Annotated in this window: 17 protein-coding genes; 8 read left to right on the top strand and 9 right to left on the bottom strand. The window is 71.7% G+C overall.

The features are described from left to right. Positions 1-10 precede the first annotated feature (10 nt). Both E9998_RS03465 and E9998_RS03460 read right to left on the bottom strand, forming a co-directional pair. Positions 11-1249 (bottom strand): hypothetical protein, encoded by a 1239-nt coding sequence (locus E9998_RS03465; protein ID WP_136528307.1) that lies wholly within the window; start codon positions 1247-1249, stop codon positions 11-13. Between the two features lie 13 nt (positions 1250-1262). Beyond that, positions 1263-2036 (bottom strand): hypothetical protein, encoded by a 774-nt coding sequence (locus E9998_RS03460; protein WP_136528306.1) that lies wholly within the window; start codon positions 2034-2036, stop codon positions 1263-1265. A 242-nt stretch (positions 2037-2278) separates the two neighbouring features. On the opposite strand from E9998_RS03460, the gene E9998_RS03455 reads away from it, so the two are divergent. The 3 genes from E9998_RS03455 to E9998_RS03445 all read left to right on the top strand — a co-directional run bounded on the left by E9998_RS03455 (position 2279) and on the right by E9998_RS03445 (position 8686). Next, on the top strand, positions 2279-4102 hold the full coding sequence (locus E9998_RS03455; protein WP_136528305.1) for an HSP90 family protein: 1824 nt from the start codon (positions 2279-2281) through the stop codon (positions 4100-4102). A 52-nt stretch (positions 4103-4154) separates the two neighbouring features. Beyond that, complete coding sequence (locus E9998_RS03450; RefSeq protein WP_136528304.1) at positions 4155-7079, top strand: tetratricopeptide repeat protein; 2925 nt, start codon at positions 4155-4157, stop codon at positions 7077-7079. 233 nt (positions 7080-7312) lie between these two features. Beyond that, positions 7313-8686: a glycine--tRNA ligase gene (locus tag E9998_RS03445; protein ID WP_136528303.1), complete on the top strand. Its 1374-nt coding sequence runs from the start codon at positions 7313-7315 to the stop codon at positions 8684-8686. Positions 8687-8699: 13 nt separating this feature from the next. On the opposite strand, the gene E9998_RS03440 is transcribed toward E9998_RS03445, so the two are convergent. Then, complete coding sequence (locus E9998_RS03440) at positions 8700-9587, bottom strand: hypothetical protein (protein ID WP_136528302.1); 888 nt, start codon at positions 9585-9587, stop codon at positions 8700-8702. A gap of 66 nt (positions 9588-9653) precedes the next feature. Here E9998_RS03440 and E9998_RS03435 point away from each other — a divergent pair, with 66 nt between their 5' ends. Beyond that, positions 9654-10823: a hypothetical protein gene (locus E9998_RS03435; protein WP_136528301.1), complete on the top strand. Its 1170-nt coding sequence runs from the start codon at positions 9654-9656 to the stop codon at positions 10821-10823. A gap of 40 nt (positions 10824-10863) precedes the next feature. Here the strand turns inward: E9998_RS03435 and E9998_RS03430 are convergent, their stop codons facing one another. The 4 genes from E9998_RS03430 to rpmB form a co-directional block, all read right to left on the bottom strand. Continuing rightward, a complete protein-coding gene (locus tag E9998_RS03430) occupies positions 10864-11160 on the bottom strand; it encodes a hypothetical protein (protein ID WP_136528300.1) in 297 nt (98 codons plus the stop codon). 186 nt (positions 11161-11346) lie between these two features. Continuing rightward, positions 11347-11652 (bottom strand): 30S ribosomal protein S14, encoded by a 306-nt coding sequence (rpsN, locus tag E9998_RS03425; protein ID WP_136528299.1) that lies wholly within the window; start codon positions 11650-11652, stop codon positions 11347-11349. A 124-nt stretch (positions 11653-11776) separates the two neighbouring features. After that, positions 11777-11947, bottom strand: a complete 171-nt coding sequence (gene rpmG / locus E9998_RS03420) for a 50S ribosomal protein L33 (protein WP_136528298.1) — start codon at positions 11945-11947, stop codon at positions 11777-11779. A 1-nt stretch (position 11948) separates the two neighbouring features. Next, positions 11949-12185, bottom strand: a complete 237-nt coding sequence (rpmB, locus tag E9998_RS03415; protein ID WP_136528297.1) for a 50S ribosomal protein L28 — start codon at positions 12183-12185, stop codon at positions 11949-11951. A gap of 63 nt (positions 12186-12248) precedes the next feature. Here rpmB and E9998_RS03410 point away from each other — a divergent pair, with 63 nt between their 5' ends. From E9998_RS03410 to E9998_RS03395, 4 genes are all read left to right on the top strand, one after another. Continuing rightward, positions 12249-13508: a CobW family GTP-binding protein gene (locus tag E9998_RS03410; RefSeq protein ID WP_136528296.1), complete on the top strand. Its 1260-nt coding sequence runs from the start codon at positions 12249-12251 to the stop codon at positions 13506-13508. Further along, complete coding sequence (locus E9998_RS03405) at positions 13505-13756, top strand: type B 50S ribosomal protein L31 (protein WP_136528295.1); 252 nt, start codon at positions 13505-13507, stop codon at positions 13754-13756. The genes E9998_RS03410 and E9998_RS03405 overlap by 4 nt, the downstream gene beginning before the upstream one ends. A gap of 144 nt (positions 13757-13900) precedes the next feature. After that, positions 13901-14554 (top strand): TetR/AcrR family transcriptional regulator, encoded by a 654-nt coding sequence (locus tag E9998_RS03400; RefSeq protein WP_136528294.1) that lies wholly within the window; start codon positions 13901-13903, stop codon positions 14552-14554. Beyond that, the gene (locus tag E9998_RS03395; protein WP_136528293.1) at positions 14538-15989 is read left to right on the top strand and encodes a nitrilase-related carbon-nitrogen hydrolase; all 1452 of its coding nucleotides are present in this window, start codon (positions 14538-14540) and stop codon (positions 15987-15989) included. Before E9998_RS03400 ends, E9998_RS03395 begins: the two co-directional genes overlap by 17 nt. Positions 15990-15997: 8 nt before the next feature. Here the strand turns inward: E9998_RS03395 and dusB are convergent, their stop codons facing one another. Together dusB and E9998_RS03385 are read right to left on the bottom strand one after the other, a co-directional pair. Continuing rightward, a complete protein-coding gene (gene dusB, locus E9998_RS03390) occupies positions 15998-17188 on the bottom strand; it encodes a tRNA dihydrouridine synthase DusB (RefSeq protein ID WP_136528292.1) in 1191 nt (396 codons plus the stop codon). 57 nt (positions 17189-17245) lie between these two features. Beyond that, a complete protein-coding gene (locus E9998_RS03385) occupies positions 17246-18523 on the bottom strand; it encodes a hemolysin family protein (protein ID WP_136528291.1) in 1278 nt (425 codons plus the stop codon). Positions 18524-18550: the final 27 nt, after the last annotated feature.

The raw sequence follows: 18550 nt of genomic DNA, 5'->3' as shown, positions 1-18550 counted from the left end.
CTTGGGGGGTCTACCGCGGCGGGTACTGCTGCGGCGGGTATGCCTGCTGGGGCGGGCCGTATCCGGGTTGCGCCATCGGGACCATCATGATGAGCGCGGTCGGCGGTTTCGGAGGCGCCCAGGCGCGGACGTCGGGGAGCAGGGCCGTGATGAACGCGGCGAGGATGAGGGCCAGGACGGCGAACTCGCGCACCATGACCATCGTCCACAGCGACCGCATGTCCGGCGGGTAGAACTCGCGGTCGGAGGCGTAGGCCATGAGCATCGGGTAGGCCTTGACGGCCCACAGGACCAGCAGGATCGGCGTCCACACGACGGTGAACACGCGGGCGCCCGACGAGCCGCGGTGCAGCCCGATCGCGGTGATGAGCGCGCACACGAGGATCATGAGCCCGACCGCGGCGCTGAGGAGCGCGTACCCCGAGCCGAGCATCGCGGTCGACAGGGCGGCGAAGGACGGCTTGACGCCGAATCCGGTGCGCGCGGTGAGGCCGCGGATCGAGTCGACGAGGATCCAGGCGATCAGCGCCAGGAGTACGACCTGGCCGAGGACGGCGACGTTGACCGCGACCGGCTTGGTCGCGGGCCGCTCGGGCGCCGCGGGTGCGGCGCCGAAGCCCGGTGCGGCCGGGGCGCCCATGCCCATGCCCATGTTCATGCCGGGCATCATGACTTCGCCTCTTTGAATGCGGTGCATGAGGATCCACTGGCGCGCGGACTTGGAGCACAGGAGTCCCAGGAGCGTCGCGTAGAGGCCGCCGAGGACGATCCCGACGAGCAGCGTGGCCCAGGCGACCTCGATGTAGATGATGCCGAAGACGATCGAGACGGCGGCGATGACCAGTCCGAGGATCGTGCTGACGAGCGTCCAGATCCACGCCCAGCGCTTGCCCCTGGTGATGTGGATGCCGCTGGAGAGCGACTGGATGCCCGAGTAGACGGCGAAGGCGAGCGCCAGCAGGGTGAACGGGTTGAAGTAATTCACCATGCCGATGACCGAGAAGATGTTCCCGAGGACGCTGAGCGCCAGGAAGATCCACAGGATCACCTGGATGCCGGTGATCGTGCCGGGCTTCGCCATCGCCATGCCGACCGGCGCCGCCTGGCCCGGGACGGGCTGCCCGGGGGCGACCGGCATGGGCCCGTAGGCGCCGCCGGGGCCCATCTGGGCGGGCTGCGGCGGGGGCGCCGGCTGGTACTGGAGGTGCGTCCGGTCGGGCGGCGGGGGCGGGTACTGGTCGGATGTCATCGCTGCCTCGGAGTCACTGCTGGTGCGGGTACTGCTGGTACGGGGGCTGCTGCGGCCCGTACGGGCCGGGCTGTTGTTGTCCCATGGGGACCATCATGATGAGCGCGTTCGAGGGCTTCCCGGGGGTCCAGGCGCGGACGCCGGGCACGGTGGTGAGCACGAGGAACAGCACGGAGAGGACGACGACGGCGCCGTCGCGGATCCCCCGCTGCACGAACGGGTTCGGCTGCCCGGGGAGGTTGTAGTACTCGTTCCAGGTCGCGTAGTTGTCGATGAACGACCAGACGAGGAACGCCGCGGCGAGGACGGCGACGATCGCCCAGACGAGGCCGAAGATCCGCCCGCCCGCCTTGCCCTTGAGGATGAGCGGCGCGGTGATGAGCCCGCAGACGAGGAGGAACGCGTAGATCCCCAGGTGGATCGCGAGCACTTCGAGGAACTGGCCGCGCATGAGGATCTCGGTGAAGGTCCGGTCGCCCCACTGCGACCCGGCCAGCCACGCGAGCTCGTCCTGGATCGACTTGACGACGGCGTACGCGCCCCACGCGCCCGCGGCGGCGAGGAGCAGGGCCGTCACGGCGGCGGCGGTGGCCGAGGCGGGCCGCGTGGCGGGGCGCTCGGGGGCCGCGCCGGTGCCCATGCCGCCCTGCGGGAACGCGGCCTGCGGCTGCGCGGGGGAGGGCATCGGGCCGTACGCGCCGCCCGGGCCCATGTGCGGCGGCGGCTGCTGCGGCGGGGGCTGGTGCTGAAGGTGCATCCGGTCCGGGGGAGGGGGCGGGTATTCCATGGGGCGCGTACCTCGCACGTCGGGAGATCAGTAGCGGCCACCTTACCGGACAACGGCCATCGGCCCGATGCCCGCGGCCGCCGGATTCGGCCCGGTTCGCGACGCGCCCGGGCCGGGCCGGTCGCAGACGTGCGCGATCCTCCACCGGACGCGCCCGGGGGGCCTTTTCACGCGCTCCGCGGGTGCGGCGGTTTGCTAGTCTGACTGTCGCCGACCGACCTCCGAGCGAAGCAGGACGCGACGTGTCTGAGACAACGCCCACTTCCCATACGTTCCAAGTGGACCTGCGCGGGCTGGTGGACCTCTTGTCCCACCACCTGTACTCCTCGCCGCGGGTGTACGTGCGCGAGCTGCTCCAGAACGCCGTGGACGCCGTCACCGCCCGCCGCGCGGTCGACCCCGGATTCGATGCCGCCCTTGCGGACTCACCGGCATCCGTCCGAATCGTCACGGACGGGAAGCGACTGAGTATCACCGATCCCGGTGTGGGACTGACACTTCCCGAAGTCCACAAGCTCCTCGCGACCATCGGCGGCTCCTCCAAGCGCGACGAGGAGATCGAGGGCGCCCGCAGGGACTTCCTCGGCCAGTTCGGCATCGGTCTCCTCGCCTGCTTCACCGTCGCCTCGGTCATCACCGTGACCTCCCGCTCCGCCAAGGAGCCCGACGCCACGGTCGTGCGCTGGACCGCCCGCGACGACGGCTCCTACACCGTCACCGAGGCCCCGGCCGCCGAGCACCCCGAGCCGGGCACCACCGTCGAGCTCGTCGCCCGCCCCGGCGAGGACTGGCTCAGGCCCGAGAAGGTCGCCGGCCTCGCCCGCGAGTACGGCTCCCTCCTCCCGGTGGACGTGACCGTCGAAGGCGGCGAGGCCCCCGTCCTCGTCACCGACACGCCGCCGCCCTGGGAGCGGGCCTACCAGAGCCCGACCGCGCGCCGCCTCGCCCTGAACGCCTACTGCGAGGAGGTCATGGGCTTCCCGCCGCTCGACGTCATCGACCTCGACGTGCCCCTCGCCGGGATCAAGGGCCTCGCCTTCGTCCTGCCGCACGCCACCTCGCCCTCGGCGCGCCCGGCCCACCGCGTCCACCTCAAGCGGATGCTCCTGACCGACACCGCCGACAACCTCGTCCCCGAGTGGGCGTTCTTCGTGCGCTGCGTGGTCGACACCGACTCCCTGCGCCCCACCGCCTCCCGCGAGTCCCTCTACGACGACGAGGCCCTCGCCGTCACCCGCGACGCCATCGGCGCCCAACTGCGCGAATGGATCTCCCGCCTCGCCGCCGAGGACCCGACCCGGCTCGAATCGTTCCTCTCCGTCCACGAACTCGGCGTCAAGGCCCTCGCCCGCCACGACGCCGACCTCCTCGCCGCGATGCTCCCCTGGCTGCGCTTCGAGACCACCGCCGGGAGCACCAGCCTCCCCGACTTCGCCCGCGCCTACCAGCCGATCTACCTCGCCGACACCGTGGACGAGTACCGGCAGGTCGCCCAGATCGCCGCCGCCCAGGGCATCGGCGTCGTCAACGGCGGCTACACCTACGACGCCGAGCTCGTCCAGGCGCTCCCGCGGATCGACCCCCAGGTCAAGGTCGAGACCCTCCAGCCGGGCGTCATCTCCGCGAGCCTCGACCCGCTCGACGCCGAGGCCGAACTCGCCCTCCAGGGCTTCCTCAACGCCGTCCGCGCCCGCCTCGACCCCGTCGACGTCGACGTGGTCGTGCGCGAGTTCAGCCCCGTCTCGGTCCCCGCGCTCCTGCTGGACGACCGCGAGGCCCGCCGCGAACGCCACCGCGCCGAGGCCGAGGCCCAGGCCGACGACCTGTGGGGCGGCATCCTCGCCTCCATCAAGCAGCACGCGCCCCGCGCCCAGCTCGTCCTCAACCACCGCAACCCGACGGTGCGCCGCGTCAGCGCCATCGGCGACCCCGAACTGGCCGGGACCGCCGTCGAGTCCCTCTACGGCCAGGCCCTGCTCATGAGCCACCGGCCCCTGCGCAGCGCCGACACCGCGCTCCTCAACCGTTCCTTCATGAACCTCCTGGAACACATCACGAAGGACTGAGCCGCCCCACGACCCGCACGGCTCGACCTTCAAAGGACTGCTAAGGACTGGTATGGCCACTCCCGACCCCGACGAGATCTGGCGGCTGCTCAACGAGGCCCGCTTCGAAGAGGCCAGCGAGACCAAGGTCGCCGCCCTGGAGCGCGCGGTCGAGGCCGCCGACGCGATCGGCGACCCCGAACTGCTCAACTACGCCCTCAGCGGCCTCGTCGACGCCTACGAGTTCTCCCTCGACTCCACCCGCATCCTCGTCCCCTTCGCCCGCCTCCTGCGCAGCTTCGACGCCCGCCCCGAGCACTTCGACGCCTACCTCTCCCGGTCCCTGTACTGGACCTTCAAGTGGATCGTCGACAAGATGATCGAGCAGCCCGACGTGCCCCTGGAGTCCATCGAGCACTGGCTCGACGAGATGCGCCGCCGCTACGCCGAGGCCGGGTACTCCATGCACGCCCCCGCCGCCTACGAGATGCAGCTGGCCTTCCACATCGGCGACTACGACCGCGTCGCCGCCGCCATCGAGGCCCTCGGCGAAGCCGAGGAGGACGAGATGTCCGACTGCACCGCATGCCAGTACACCTCGCTCGCCACCGTCGTCTACTACGCCGAGGACGACGCCGCCGACGCCGCCATGGAGATGCTCGAACCCGTCCTCTCCGGCGAGCACTCCTGCGCCCACGAGCCCCACTACGCCCTCGCCCTCTCCCTCCTGCCCCTGGTCGACCTCGGCCGCACCGAGCAGGCCCGCGCCAACCACCTGCGCGGCTACCAGATGTGCAAGGGCAAGGAGGACATGGTCCCCATGTGGGCCCTCCACGTCGAGTTCTGCGCACTCACCGGCAACGAGCACCGCGCCCTGGAGATCCTCGCCGACCACGCCCGCTTCTTCGACCTCGACATGGGCGTGCGCGACCGCCAGCGCCTCATGGAGGTCGCCGTCCTCACCTGCCGCCGCCTCAAGGCCCTCGGCTTCGAGGACGTCGCCGTGCCCGGCCCGGGCGGCCGCGAGTGGACCGCGACCGGCCTCCACGACTGGGCAGAGACCGAGCGCCTCGCCCTCTGCGCCCGCTTCGACGCCCGCAACGGCAACGACCACCACTCGTCCCTCTCCGCGGCCGTGGTCGATGCCGTCCCCTACGACGAGCCGATCCACCTGGGCCTCAAGGAGCCCAAGGCCCGCGCCGAGGCCCCCGCCCCCGAGGTCGCCGCCGAGGCCGCCGAGCTCGCGGCCGGTCCCGAAGCCGGCGGCGCCGCCCTCGACGAGGCCATCGACGCCGCCTACGCCGCCTACGACGACTGCTCGCCCGACACGTGGAAGGCCTGGCTCAAGGTCGCCGCGCTCGCCGAGGCGCTCGGCGTCGAGCTCATCGCCGAGCACCGCGCCGAGATCGCCCACGCCGAGTCCGCCCGCGCCGACGACCCCGAGACCGTCCTGGACGGCCTGCGCCGCGCCGTCGAGCTGTTCGGCGTCGCCGGGCAGCCCGGCCGCGCCCTCGTCGCCGAGGCCTTCACGCTCATCCACACCGCCGACACCGACCCGGCCGAAGCCGTCGCGGGCGCCGCGCGCGTCACCGCCGCCGCCCGCGACCTGCGCGCCGAGGAGCGCATCGACGACCGCAGCTTCCACACCAGCCAGGTCCTCGCCCTGCGCGCCGAGTACCTCGCCGCCACGGCCGCCGGACCCGCCACGCTCGCCCCCGACTTCGACGACCGCGCCCGCGCCCTGGAGACCGAGCTCGCGGGCCTCGCCGACCGCCGCTACGCGCTCATCCGCCGCTGCGACCTCCTCGACCTGCGCGCCCGGCTCGAAGCCGACGCGCAGGCCAAGACCGCACTGCTGCACCAGGGCCTCGACGCCGCCCGCACCGCCGACGCCGGGTGGGCCGTCGCCCGCGCCAGCGCCGACCTCGCCGACCAGGTGGGCCTCACCGGCGACTACGAGCGCGCCCTCGCCATCGCCCGCGAGGGCCTCACCGCCCTCGGCGACGAACCGGCCCACACGATCGCCGCGAAACTGCACCTCCAGGCCGCCGAGTTCACGATGCGCGCCGGGGACCAGCCCGGGACGTACGAGCACGCGCTGGCCGCCTCGATCCACTGCGACGCGGGAGGGCTCACCGTGCCCGCGGCCGTGGCCCGGCACCTCATGGGCGTGTCCCTGGTCGAGCAGGACCGCCGCGCCGAGGCCGTCCCGCTCCTGGAGGCCTCGCTCGCCGACCTGCCCGACCACGAGCTGTGGCGGATCTGCAACATCCGCTTCAACCTCGCCGAGTCCTACGACAGGCAGGGCGAGACGCGCCAGGGCGTCGAGCACGGACTGGCGGCGCTGGCGCTCATGGAGGCCGCCGAGGAGGACTACCTCGTGAGCCTGTACTCGGACATGCTGTTCCTCACGGGGGAGCTGCTGGAGAAGCTCGGGGAGCACGACCACGCGCTGGAGATCTACACGCGGGCGGTCGGCGCGGCCGACGACGCGGGGGACCTGACGGCGTGGACGCGGGTGAGCCGGGCCCGCGCCTGGCTGCTGCGCACGATCATGGGCGACGTGGCGTTCGGGCAGGGGCTCCAGGCGATGGCGCAGATCGCGGCGCGCCTGCACGCGGTGCGCGCCGACCCGGAGGCGGCCGAGGCGGCCCGGGAGGCGGCCCGGTTCGAGCTGGGCGAGACCTACCGGCAGCACGCGCAGCTGACGTTCCAGTTCCTGGAGAGCCAGGCGGGGGAGCCGGGGCTGCGCAGGGACGAGGCCGAGCCGGTGCTCGACCTCCAGCGGCGGGCGCTGACGGTGTTCCGGGAGGGTCCGCTGATCCTGGAGCGGGCGAGTCTGACGGCGCACCAGACGATGTGGCTGCTGACGGAACTGGGCGACGCCGAGGGTGCGATCGAGGTGGGCGAGGAGGCCCTGACCTGGCTCGCGGCCCCGGAGTTCACCGAGGCCCGGGAGGGTTTCGAGCAGCACCTGTCGGACCTCCGGCCCGCCTGAGGCGCACGACTCGCCGACCGGGGCGGCAGCGGTGCGGGCGCCGCTGCGAGGTACGCTTGCTCACCGGCGGCGGCGCACGTCTCGTGCGCGCGGGTTCGCGGTCCGGCCCTGAAAACCGGATCGACCGCAGGCCGCCGTTTGCATAATCTGTCCTGCGCATGGCCCTCAAGGCCTCGCAATACAGGCATCATCCGCAGTCTCACCGACCGCCAGCCGGATCGAGAGGAATCATCGTGTCCCAGGACCGCACCGAAGCGCTCATCAGCCTTTGCAAACGCCGCGGCTTCGTCTTCCCCAGCTCGGAGATCTACGGAGGCACGCGGTCCGCCTGGGACTACGGTCCGCTCGGTGTGGAGCTGAAGGAGAACATCCGCCGCGAGTGGTGGAACGCGATGGTCCGCGAGCGCGACGACGTGGTCGGCATCGACTCGGCCGTGGTCCTCAACCCCCAGGTGTGGGTCGCCAGCGGCCACATCGAGGAGTTCACCGACCCGCTCACCGAGTGCCAGTCCTGCCACAAGCGCTTCCGCGCCGACCACCTCATCGAGGCCTACGAGGAGAAGCACGGCGCCGAGCCCGAGAACGGCCTCGCCGACCTCGCCTGCCCGCACTGCGGCGCCCGCGGCTCCTTCACCGAGCCGCGCATGTTCAACGGCCTCATGAAGACCTTCCTGGGCGCCACCGAGGACTCCGACAACGTGCACTACCTGCGTCCGGAGACCGCGCAGGGCATCTTCGTGAACTTCACGAACGTCATGACCGCCTCGCGCCGCAAGCCCCCGTTCGGCATCGCGCAAACCGGCAAGTCGTTCCGCAACGAGATCACGCCGGGCAACTTCATCTTCCGCACCCGCGAGTTCGAGCAGATGGAGATGGAGTTCTTCGTCGAGCCGGGCACCGACGAGGAGTGGCACGAGTACTGGCTGAAGACCCGCTGGGACTGGTACGTCGACCTCGGCCTCAAAGAGGAGAACCTGCGCCGCTTCGAGCACCCGCAGGAGAAGCTCTCCCACTACTCCAAGCGCACCGTCGACATCGAGTACCGCTTCCAGTTCGCGGGCAGCGAGTTCGGTGAGCTCGAAGGCATCGCCAACCGCACCGACTTCGACCTCTCGACCCACTCGAAGCACTCGGGCGCCGACCTGTCGTTCTTCGACCAGGCCAAGGGCGAGCGCTGGACCCCGTACGTCATCGAACCCGCGGCGGGCCTGACCCGCTCGGTCCTGGCCTTCCTCCTGGAGGCCTACGACGTGGACGAGGCCCCGAACACCAAGGGCGGCGTCGACAAGCGCACGGTGCTCCGCTTCGACCCGCGCCTGGCCCCCGTCAAGGCCGCGGTGCTCCCGCTGAGCCGCAACGAGGACCTCTCGCCGAAGGCGAAGGACCTGGCCGCGCGGCTGCGCAAGCGCTGGAACGTCGACTTCGACGACGCCGGCGCGATCGGCCGCCGCTACCGCCGCGCCGACGAGATCGGCACGCCGTACTGCATCACCGTCGACTTCGACACCCTTGAGGACCAGGCGGTGACGATCCGCGACCGCGACACCATGAAGCAGGAGCGCGTCGCCATCGACCAGGTCGAGCGGTTCCTGCTCGAACGGCTCTAAGCGCCCGGAGGCTTCACCCTCCCGCAGGGTCTGAGGGGCCGATCTCGATCGCGTCGAGGTCGGTCCCTTCCGGCATCCAGGCCGCCAGGACGTCCAGCTCCTGCACCGACTCGCCCAGCGGGTAGTTACGCCAGGTCGGTATCGCCGAGAGCTCCGAGGATCCGACCGAACCGGCGGGCATCCCGCCGAGCAGTCGTCCTTCGGCGTCGCGGAACAGCACCGACAGCTCGACCATCTCGTTCTCGGTGTCGATCCGGAACCGCAGCCGGCACCCGTCCGGGCTGGCGAGCGGCACCACCTCCAGCAGCTCCACCTCGGGCGGCTCGGGATGCCAGCCGAGGTGCGCGGCCTCCTCCTCCGTCATGCCCGAGGTGTCGACCTCCAGGTACGAGGGTTCGAGCGCCTCCAACCGCAGTTCCTCCGGCGGGATCGCGGTCGCGTTGCCCCGCATCACGTATCCGACGTTCACGACCCCCCCGGCCGGGATCACGCTCACGTAGAGGTCCTCGGCGCGAATGGGATTGCCGTCCTCGGCGACCGCGGTGACCGACAGCGACACCGACTCCAAGGCCCGGTCGTACGGGTTGCGCAGCACCCCGCCGACGAGCACCCACTCCTCGCCCTCGACCACCACCGTGCTGAACCCGTACTCGACGATCTCCGGTTGCGCCTCTTCCAACTGGTACTCGTAGTACGACGACGTCTCCTCGCCCTCGGTCGCCAGCTCCTCGGCCTCGGTGATCCGCGAATCCGCCAGGCGGTCCATGTCGACCGCCGCCCCGAAGGCCACGACGGCGAGCGCCAAGGCGACCGCGAACGGCGCGCGCGGGTACCGCTCGGCACGGGAAGCCAAGGCCCGCAGTGCTTTCGCGCCGCGCCTGGCGAGAGGGAACGAGGGCATGGGGGTCCTTGCCGCGAGCGTTAGAATCGGTCGATCAACGGTAGCAGCCGAGCGGCGGGAGCCAAGGTGTCCGGAGCGTCCCCACCCGCCGACCACGGCCCCGAGATCGACCTCGGCGCCGTCGAGGTCCGCGACCTCCCCGACCCGCCCGAGGAAGCCCCCGCGAAGCCGCGCCGCTTCGACCGCCTGACCCGGCACGCCAACGCCGTCATGGCGATCGGTGCGGCCGTCCTCGTCGTCGCCGCCGCGGTCCTGGCCGCCGTCAAATGGTCGCCGCTCCACCGCCCGATCGCCGAGGCCACCGTCCAGGCCTTCCTTGAGGCCGTGCACGACCGCGACGTCGACCTGGCCCTGTCCTACACCGACGAACTCGAGACGACCGGCGAGTTCCTCGTCCCCGAGGCGCTCGACTCGCGCTGGACCATCGAGACGGTCGCCCAGGTCGACTTCAGGGAGAGCGAGAACGCGCCCGGCCGCTCGGTGGCGAAGGTGTACGCCGAGATCGAGGCCTTTGACGGCACCCGCATCGGCCACCGGTACTCCGTGGGCGTCGAGGACGGGAAGGCCCGGATCGAAAACGGCCTCACCACCGCCGAGAACTACTCGGTGTTCGACCACCTGACGGTCAACGGCGTCACCGTCGACGCCGCGCCCGGCGGCGCCATCGCCGACTTCAAGCTGCTGCCGGGCGTGTACGAGCTCTACCCCGACCTGCCGTCCACACTGGAGTTCGTAGAGCCGAACACGTCGGTGGCGCTGGGGAACCACTTCAGCGTCCTCGGCACCGACTGGGACTACACCGGCCTGCCCATCTCGTATCCCGAGCTCTCCGACGAGGGACTGGCGAGGGCGACCGGACTCATGGAGGACCACTTCGACCGGTGCGCGGCCGAGGCCCCGACCCCGGACTGCCCGTTCGACTTCCCCGAGGACCCCGAACGCGAGGTGGCCCTCGCCCCGGGCGCGGGCTGGCGGATCGAGTCGTACCCGCAGGTGGCGGTCCAGTGGATCTGGTACGAGGAGCGCGAAGGCGCCGAACTGATCACCACGGTCCCGGGATCGGCGCTGGCCGAGGTGGTGATCACCGAGGACGGGCGCGAGCGCGAGGCGACCGTGAGCTGCCCGATCTGGACCGACGGCATGTTCGCGACGGTGGATTTCGAAGGCGGTGTGGGGCTCGCATGGGGCCCGGCCCCCCTTGAGGACCACTGCCGCGCGCTGGTGGAAGTCGACTGAAGCGGTGTGCCCGACCTGCGGCCCGGCACACCGAGCGGACTCAGTCGCTGTGGATGACGCAATCGCAGTCGATCCAGGCGCGGGCGTCGCGCTGGTCGGTGTGCGTGATCGAGTAGTGGGCCCGGCTCTCCGAGGCCCACAGCGACGCGGGGCTCGCGGGGACGGCGGCCTCGACGGCCAGGGCGTCGACCGGCAGCGCCTCGGCCATCGCGTCGACGGCGAGTGCGTCGATCGGCAGGGCCGCGGCGGGCGTCGATTCGAGGCCCGCGAGCGTCGCCGGGGCGGGTTCGCCGGCCTCGGCCGGGACGGTCTCCAACTGCTGGACCATTGCTGTCATCGCTCCTTTGTTCACAGGGTGAAACGCAGGAGGCACTCACATGGTTCCGGGATTGAGAGCAGTCTCACAGCGTTCACGCAAGGCCCAGGGTAGCGCTCCCTTGCGACGCTCGTATAACGGTTTCATGCCAACGCGTCGCAAGGGAGGCCGGTCGGGCCTGCGCCCTGACCGCTTTGCCCGATCCTCCTACCAGGATGATTTGGTCACGCCGGGCAATTCGCCGCGGTGGGCCATGCCTCTGAGTCGGACACGCGACAGTCCGAACTTCCGGAGGTACCCGCGCGGGCGCCCGTCCACGGCGTCGCGGTTGCGCAGCCTGGTCGCCGAGGAGTCCCTCGGGAGCCGCTGAAGCGCCCGCACCGCCTCGGCCCGGACCTCGGGATCGGTCCCCGGGTGCGACACGAGCCGCTTCAGCGCCGCCCGCCGCTCCCGGAACCGGTCCACCAGCACCGCCCGCCGCCGCTGCTTGGCGATCGCACTCTTCTTCGCCACTACCGCTCCTCCCTGCCGTGCCTCTGATTCAGGGTCGTCACTGGCGTTCCTCCCTGCTGCGCCCTCTGATTCAGGGTCGTCACTAGCGTTCCTCCCTGCTGCGCCTTCTGATTCAGGGTCGTCACTAGCGTTCCTCCCTGAATTCGACATGCCTGCGCACGACCGGGTCGTACTTGCGCATCACCAGCCGGTCCGGGCTGTTGCGCCGGTTCTTGCGGGTCACGTACGTGTAACCCGTCCCCGCGGTCGACTTGAGCCTGACCACGGGCCTGACGTCGGTGCTCTTCGCCGCCATCTCAGACCTTCCCTCCCCTTGCTCGAATTCGCCGCACGACGGCCTCGATGCCGTCGCGGTCGATGACCTTGATCCCCTTCGCGGACACCCGCAGTCGCACGTACCTGCCCTCACTGGGCAGGAAATAGCGCTTGCGCTGCAGGTTCACGTCCCACCGGCGGCGGGTCTTGTGCTTCGACCACGGCACGTTGTTGCCGAAGCCGGGCCCGGCGCCGGTCACCTCGCAGGTTCTGGACACGTTCGACCTCCTCTCGAAGGCTCCAGTATAATGACAATCGTTTTCACTTAGAACGGAGGTCTCATGTCCCGACTCGCGCAGACCGGCGCCACCGAGTCCCCGACCGAACTGCGTCCCGCGCTGACGCTCCTCACCGGGTTCGCGCCGGGCGCCACCCGCGAAGCCGCCGACCTGCTCCTACGTGCCGACCCGACGCTGCTCGTGGTCGCACACGACCTCTCGGCGCTCCTCGACTCCGGCACCGTGCGCCGGACCGTGCGCGACGGCGGCGGCCTCCTGGAGGACGAGCGCCTCACGCTGGAGCACGGCTGCATCGCCTGCACCGTGCGCGAAGACCTGCTCCCGGCGATCGTGCGGCTCGCCCGCGCCATGCCCGAGCGCGACCTCGTCCTGGTCCTGCCGCCCTCGATGGAGCCCGAGACCGTCGCCGCGGCCTGCTCGTGGTGCCACGTCGACGGCGCGCCGGTCACCGACGCGGTGCGCATCGACTCGGTCGTGGCCGTCTGCGCCCCCGCGACCCTGCTCGACACGCTCGAATCGGACCAGGACCTCGCCGACAGGCGGCTCCAGGCCGCCGAGGACGACACCCGGTCCGTCGCCGACGTCGCCGCCCGCCAGATCGAGTACGCCGACACCGTGCTCTTGTGGACGCCCGGCGCCGACCGGGACGGCTACGAGCGCGCCCGCCTCGACGTGTTGCTCAGGCGCCTCAACCCCTGGGCGGAGCACCTCCTGGCCGACGGCGAGGACGCCGCGCGGCTCGCCGGGCGCATCCGCCGCAGCGCCCGCTTCGACCCCGAGGCGCCCGAACCGCACGGGCGCGGACTCGAGGGCCATCCGATCGGCTGCCATGAGCCCGAACCGGACTGCGGCGTCGTCGCCTCCCTCTACCTGGCCCGCCGCCCCCTCCACCCCGACCGGCTCCACCGAGCCCTGCCCGAACTCGCGGGTCGGACCCTGCGCGGGCGCGGGCACCTGTGGATCGCCTCCCAGCCCGACAACGTCGTGGCCTGGGAGTCCAGCGGCGGCGGGGTCTCGATGGGGGACATGGGGCCCTGGCTCGCGGCCACGCCCGACGCGGAGTGGGAGGAGTCGAGCCCGGAGCGGCGTGCCAACGCCGATCTGAACTGGGACGAGGACTTCGGCGACCGGGAGGTCCGGCTCGCCTTCGTCGGCCTGCGTTTCGACGCCGCGGAGCTCGCCGCCGTCCTCGACGGCTGCCTCCTCACCGAGGCCGAGCTGGCCGAGGGCCGGGCGGCGTGGCGGGAATACCCCGACCCCTTCGAGGGTTGTTTCGAGAGCAAGGAGAGGAACCAGGCATGAAGCAGGACATCCACCCGAAGTACGACTACGTGGTCTTCCGGGACCGCGGCGCGGACTTCTCCTTCCTCACCCGGTCCACGGCCGGCTCGGCCGAGACCGTCGAGTGGGAGGACGGCCGCACCTACCCGGTGATCGACGTGCAGATCTCGTCGGCCTCGCACCCGTTCTGGACCGGCAAGAGCCGCGTCCTCGACGACGAGGGCCGCGTCGCGAAGTTCTACAAGAAGTACGGCAAGAAGCCCGAGTAGGGCCGGCTTCGCAGACCAGAGGGGACCTCCAGGCACCGGAGGTCCCCTCTTGCGTGCGCGCGCCAGAGACCGCCCGGGACGCACCGCGCCCCACCCCTACCTCGCGCGCGGCACCCGCCGCCGACGCTGGTGTACGGTGTAAACATGTCCTCAACTCGCGACAGGATCGTCGGCGCCGCAAGAGAACTCGTCGACGAGGGCGGATCCGAGACGGTCTCGATGCGCAAGATCGGCAGTGCCCTCGGCCTCTCCGCCATGGCCGTCTACCGGCACTTCCCCAGCCGAGAGGTCCTCCTCGCCCATGTCGCCGACGAGTGCTTCGACGAGGTCCACGAGCGGTGGCGGAAGGTCGGGCTCACCGGCGACTCCAGGACCGACCTCCACGCCGTCGTCGACCGGATGCTCGACCTCGCCTTCGAACGGCCCCATCAGTTCGCGCTCATGTTCCTGGAGCCGCGCGAGCGGGCGCGCGCCTTCCCGGCCGATTTCGACTCCACTTCCGAACCAGTCACTTCCGAACCAGCCGCCTCCGAGCCAGCCGCTTCCGAACCAGTCACCTCCGAACCCGCCTCCGGCCGGTCCAAGACCTTCGCGCTCCTCACCGACCTCATCGCGGACGGCATCGCCGCCGGGACCCTCCGACCCGGCCCCCCGTGGGCCGTCGGCCTGTCCGTCACCGCCTCCCTCTACGGGCTCGTCCAGCTCCGCCGAGGCGGCCGCATCGACCTGCCCGACGACGCCTTCCGCGCCCTCTGCCACCACGACCTCGAAAGGACCCTAGATGGCATCGCGGCCTAGTCCCCTCACCGTCCTCGGCGCCGCCCTCGCCTCCGCCGTCCTCCTCGCCCTCTCCTTCCCCGTCCAACCCCTCGCGTGGGCCGTCTGGATCGCCCCCCTCCCGCTCCTGTGGATCGCCCCCCGAGTCGGCGCCCGCACCGCCCTCCTCGCCGCGGCGGCCGCCTGGCTCGCCGGACAGGCCCGCGTCCTGTGGTACCTCCACGACCCCGTCGGCACCCCGACGCTCCTCCTCGCCGTCTCCGGACTCCTCACCACAGCGCTGTACACCGGCGCAACGATGCTCTTCCGCGCCCTCGCCGTCCGGGGCCGCATCACGCTCGCCGCGTTCGCCTTCCCCGCCGCCGTCACCGCCGCGGAGTACGCCGTCTCGATCGTCAACGGCAAGGCCGCGGGCCAGTGGTGGAGCTTCGCCTACACCCAGGCCGACGTCGCCGCCGTGCTCCAGCTCGCCGCGGTCACCGGCATCTGGGGACTGACCTTCCTGGTCACGGCCGCCTCCTCCGTGATCGCCGCGGCCACCGCACCCGGCGCGAGCGCCCGGACGCGCGCCTGGACCGGCGGCGCGCTCGCCACCGCTCTGGCCCTCACCGTCGCCTACGGCCTGCAACGGCCCGCGCCCGCCGAGGAGACCGTGCGCGCGGGCGCACTCGCCCTCCCCGCCCCGACCGACTCCCTCCCCGTCGACACCCCCGCCGCCGAGGCGCTCTTCGCCGACTACCGGGAGGTCCTCACCGACCTCTCCGGAGAGGCCGACCTCCTCGTCCTCCCTGAGAAGACCTTCAGCGTCCGCGCCGACGACGACCCCGCGGCCTACCTCGACCGCTGGTCGGACCTCGCCGCCGACACCGGCATCGACCTCGTCCTCGGCCTCGCGCTCGAAGCGGACGGCGAGTTCTACAACGTCGCCGTCTGGCTCCCCGCCGACGGCTCCGCGACCGCCGTGTACCGCAAGCAGCACCTGGTGGCCGGCGTCGAGGACTGGATCACCGCCTCGGACGACGGGCCCGTCACGGTGCCCGGCACCGGCGACCGCTGGGCCATGACCATCTGCAAGGACCTCGACTACACCCGCACGATGGCCGAGTACGGCGACGCCGCCCTGGTGCTCGCCCCCGCGCTCGACTTCCACGAGGACGGCTGGTGGCACAGCCGCGTCGCCCTCACCCGCGGCGTCGAACAGGGATTCGCGCTCGTCCGCACCGGGCAGTACGGCCGCATGACCGTGAGCGACCCGTACGGCCGCGTCCTCGCCGAGGACGAACGCCTCGCCCTGGCTGCGGTCCCGGTGGACGGCGCGGACACGGTCTACTCGCGCTTCGGCGACTGGTTCCTCGCGCCCACGGCCGCGGTCCTCGTTCTCGGTCTGGTCCTGGCGCGGCGCAGGCCGCGGAGCACGCTCGACACGACCGCGCCGCCGCCCGGTTCGGCCGGCTGAACCCGGGCTCAGCCGCCCGAGGAGTCGATCTCGGCGCCCACGGGCACCGTGCGGTCGTCGCGGTCCTCCAGCCAGCCGTCGGGCAGCGAGACCTTGCCTGGGGAGTTGGTGCGCCCGCGCGGCTTGCCGATGGTCGACTCGGGGAACGGCGCGTCGGCGTCGAGCTTGCCGAGCAGGTCCTCCAGCTCGTTGAGCGTCGACACCATCGACAGGGCCCGGCGCAGCTCGCCGCCCACCGGGAAGCCCTTGAGGTACCAGGCCACGTGCTTGCGGAACTCGCGGCAGCCGTGCTCCTCGGCGGCGATGTTGCGGCGCGCCTCGTACGACTCGGCCCCCGCGATCCACTCGACCAGGAGCGCGGCGTGGCGCAGCATGACCTTCGCGACCTCGCCGAGCGGCGGCATCCGCCGCTCCGACCTGCCGTTAAACGCCGCTTCGAGGTCGCCGAACAGCCACGGGCGGCCCAGGCAGCCGCGACCGACCACGACGCCGTCGCAGCCGGTCTCGGCGACCATGCGGAGCGCGTCGTCGGCCTCCCACACGTCGCCGTTGCCGAGCACCGGGATCTCCAGGCGCGACTTGAGGTCGGCGATCGCCTCCCAGTCGGCCGTGCCGGAGTAGCGCTCGGCGGCGGTGCGCCCGTGCAGGGCCACCCACGCGACCCCGGCGTCCTGGGCGATCTCGCCCGCCTCGCGGTACGTCAGGTGGTCGTCGTCGATGCCCTTGCGCATCTTGACGGTGACCGGGAGGTGCTCGGCCGCGTCCACCGCGGCCGTCACGATCTCGCGGAACAGCCGCCGCTTCCACGGCAGCGCCGATCCGCCGCCGCGCCGGGTCACCTTCGGGACCGGGCAGCCGAAGTTGAGGTCGACGTGGTCGGCCAGGTCCTCGGCCACGATCATCCGCACGGCCTTGCGCACGCCCTCGGGGTCGACCCCGTAGAGCTGGAGGCTGCGGGTCTCCTCCTCGGGATCGAACTCGATGAGGCGCATGGTCTTCGGATTGCGCTCGGTCAGCGCCACCGTCGTGATCATCTCGCACACGTAGATGCCCGCGCCCTCACGGCGCTGCTTGCGAGCCGTAAATGTGCTCTGCTCGCGGCAGAGCTTGCGGAACGGCAGGTTGGTGATCCCGGCCATGGGCGCGAGGACCACGGGCGGGGCGACCGGCCGGCCGGCGAGCGAGAGCTGATTCGTCACCGGTCCATTATTCCAGCGGCCCGTCCCGGCCGCCCTCTCCGGTGACGCGCCGCACCCTCACCCGCTCCGGGGCGCCCGCCTGATCCGCACGGCCGTGATCGCGTGCTGCTCGACCGCGGCGACCGCGAACTCCCAGCCCGAGACCCGCACGGTGTCGCCCGCGGCCTCCGGGAGCCGTCCGAGGCGGGCCAGCACCAGGCCCGCGACGGTCGTGTAGGTGCCCTCGGGCGGGTCGGCGAGCTCGACGCCGAGGTCCTCCAGGTCGTGCACGGGGAACACGCCGGGCACCGCCATCGAGCCGTCCGGCAGGTGGCGGACGCCGATGACGTCCCGGTCGGCCTCGTCGTAGATCTCGCCGACGAACTCCTCCAGGAGGTCTTCGAGGGTCACGATCCCGCCGATGCCGCCGTGCTCGTCCACGACCACGGCGAACTGCTCGTGGTCGGCCTTGAACCGCCGCAGCGCGTCGGTCACCCGCAGCGACTCGGGGAACACCACCGGCTCGCGCATCGCCTCGGTGAGGCCGTTCGCGTCGTCGAGGAGGTCGCGCAGGTGGACCACGCCGAGGACGTCGTCCAGGCCCGTCGGCCCGGTCACCGGCGCCCGCGAATGCCCCGACGCGGCCAGCAGCACCCGCGCCTCCCTCACGTCGGTGTCCGCCTTGAGGGTGAAGACCGCGCGGCGGGGGACCAGCACCTCGCGCAGGCGCCGCGCGTGGATCTCCAAGGCGCCCACGATGATCTCGCGCTGCTCGGGATTGAGCGCGCGCTGGCCCGAGACGAGTTCTCGCAGCTCCGAAGGGCTCATCTGCTCCGAGTCGGTCGCCGTGCCGACGCCGAAGGCGCGGACCACGAGGTTCGTGGAGGCGCTCAACGCCCACACGACCGGGCGCGAGACCGCCGACAGGAAATTCAAGGGCCTCGCGGCGATGAGCGCCCACCGCAGCGAGGACTGCATCGCGATCCGCTTGGGCGCCAACTCCCCGAGCACGAGCGTGAAGAACGTCAGCACCACCGTCACCAGGCCCACTGCCACCGCGTCGGCGGCCCCGCCGAGGAACGACAGCGCCGGCACGAGCGGCTCGGCCAGCGAGACCGCGGCCGTCGCGGAGGCCAGGAACCCCGCGAGCGTGATCCCGATCTGGATGGTCGCGAGGAAGCGGTTGGGGTCGCGGGCGAGGCGCACCAGCGTCCGCGGCCCGGCGCCCGGTTCCCGCTCCAGGGCCCGCAACTGTCCTTCGCGCAGCGAGACCAGCGCCATCTCCGAACCTGCGAACAGCGCGTTCAGCAGGACCAGCACGCCGACGAGCGCGAGGTTGAATCCGTATCCGTCCATGCGGGCGACCGCCTCCGGCTTCGTGAT

The organism is Glycomyces paridis (assembly GCF_004912155.1).
GTDB lineage: Bacteria > Actinomycetota > Actinomycetes > Mycobacteriales > Micromonosporaceae > Glycomyces > Glycomyces paridis.
The sequence above is the reverse complement of the archived record's forward strand: the minus strand, read 5'-3'. Positions and strand labels throughout refer to the sequence as shown.

Coding starts and splice junctions, on each gene's coding strand:
- E9998_RS03465 (WP_136528307.1), bottom strand. CDS start 1,249: ATGACATCCGACCAGTACCCGCCCCCGCCGCCCGACCGGACGCACCTC.
- E9998_RS03460 (WP_136528306.1), bottom strand. CDS start 2,036: ATGGAATACCCGCCCCCTCCCCCGGACCGGATGCACCTTCAGCACCAG.
- E9998_RS03450 (WP_136528304.1), top strand. CDS start 4,155: ATGGCCACTCCCGACCCCGACGAGATCTGGCGGCTGCTCAACGAGGCC.
- E9998_RS03440 (WP_136528302.1), bottom strand. CDS start 9,587: ATGCCCTCGTTCCCTCTCGCCAGGCGCGGCGCGAAAGCACTGCGGGCC.
- E9998_RS03430 (WP_136528300.1), bottom strand. CDS start 11,160: ATGACAGCAATGGTCCAGCAGTTGGAGACCGTCCCGGCCGAGGCCGGC.
- rpmG (WP_136528298.1), bottom strand. CDS start 11,947: ATGGCGGCGAAGAGCACCGACGTCAGGCCCGTGGTCAGGCTCAAGTCG.
- E9998_RS03410 (WP_136528296.1), top strand. CDS start 12,249: ATGTCCCGACTCGCGCAGACCGGCGCCACCGAGTCCCCGACCGAACTG.
- E9998_RS03405 (WP_136528295.1), top strand. CDS start 13,505: ATGAAGCAGGACATCCACCCGAAGTACGACTACGTGGTCTTCCGGGAC.
- E9998_RS03400 (WP_136528294.1), top strand. CDS start 13,901: ATGTCCTCAACTCGCGACAGGATCGTCGGCGCCGCAAGAGAACTCGTC.
- E9998_RS03395 (WP_136528293.1), top strand. CDS start 14,538: ATGGCATCGCGGCCTAGTCCCCTCACCGTCCTCGGCGCCGCCCTCGCC.
- E9998_RS03385 (WP_136528291.1), bottom strand. CDS start 18,523: ATGGACGGATACGGATTCAACCTCGCGCTCGTCGGCGTGCTGGTCCTG.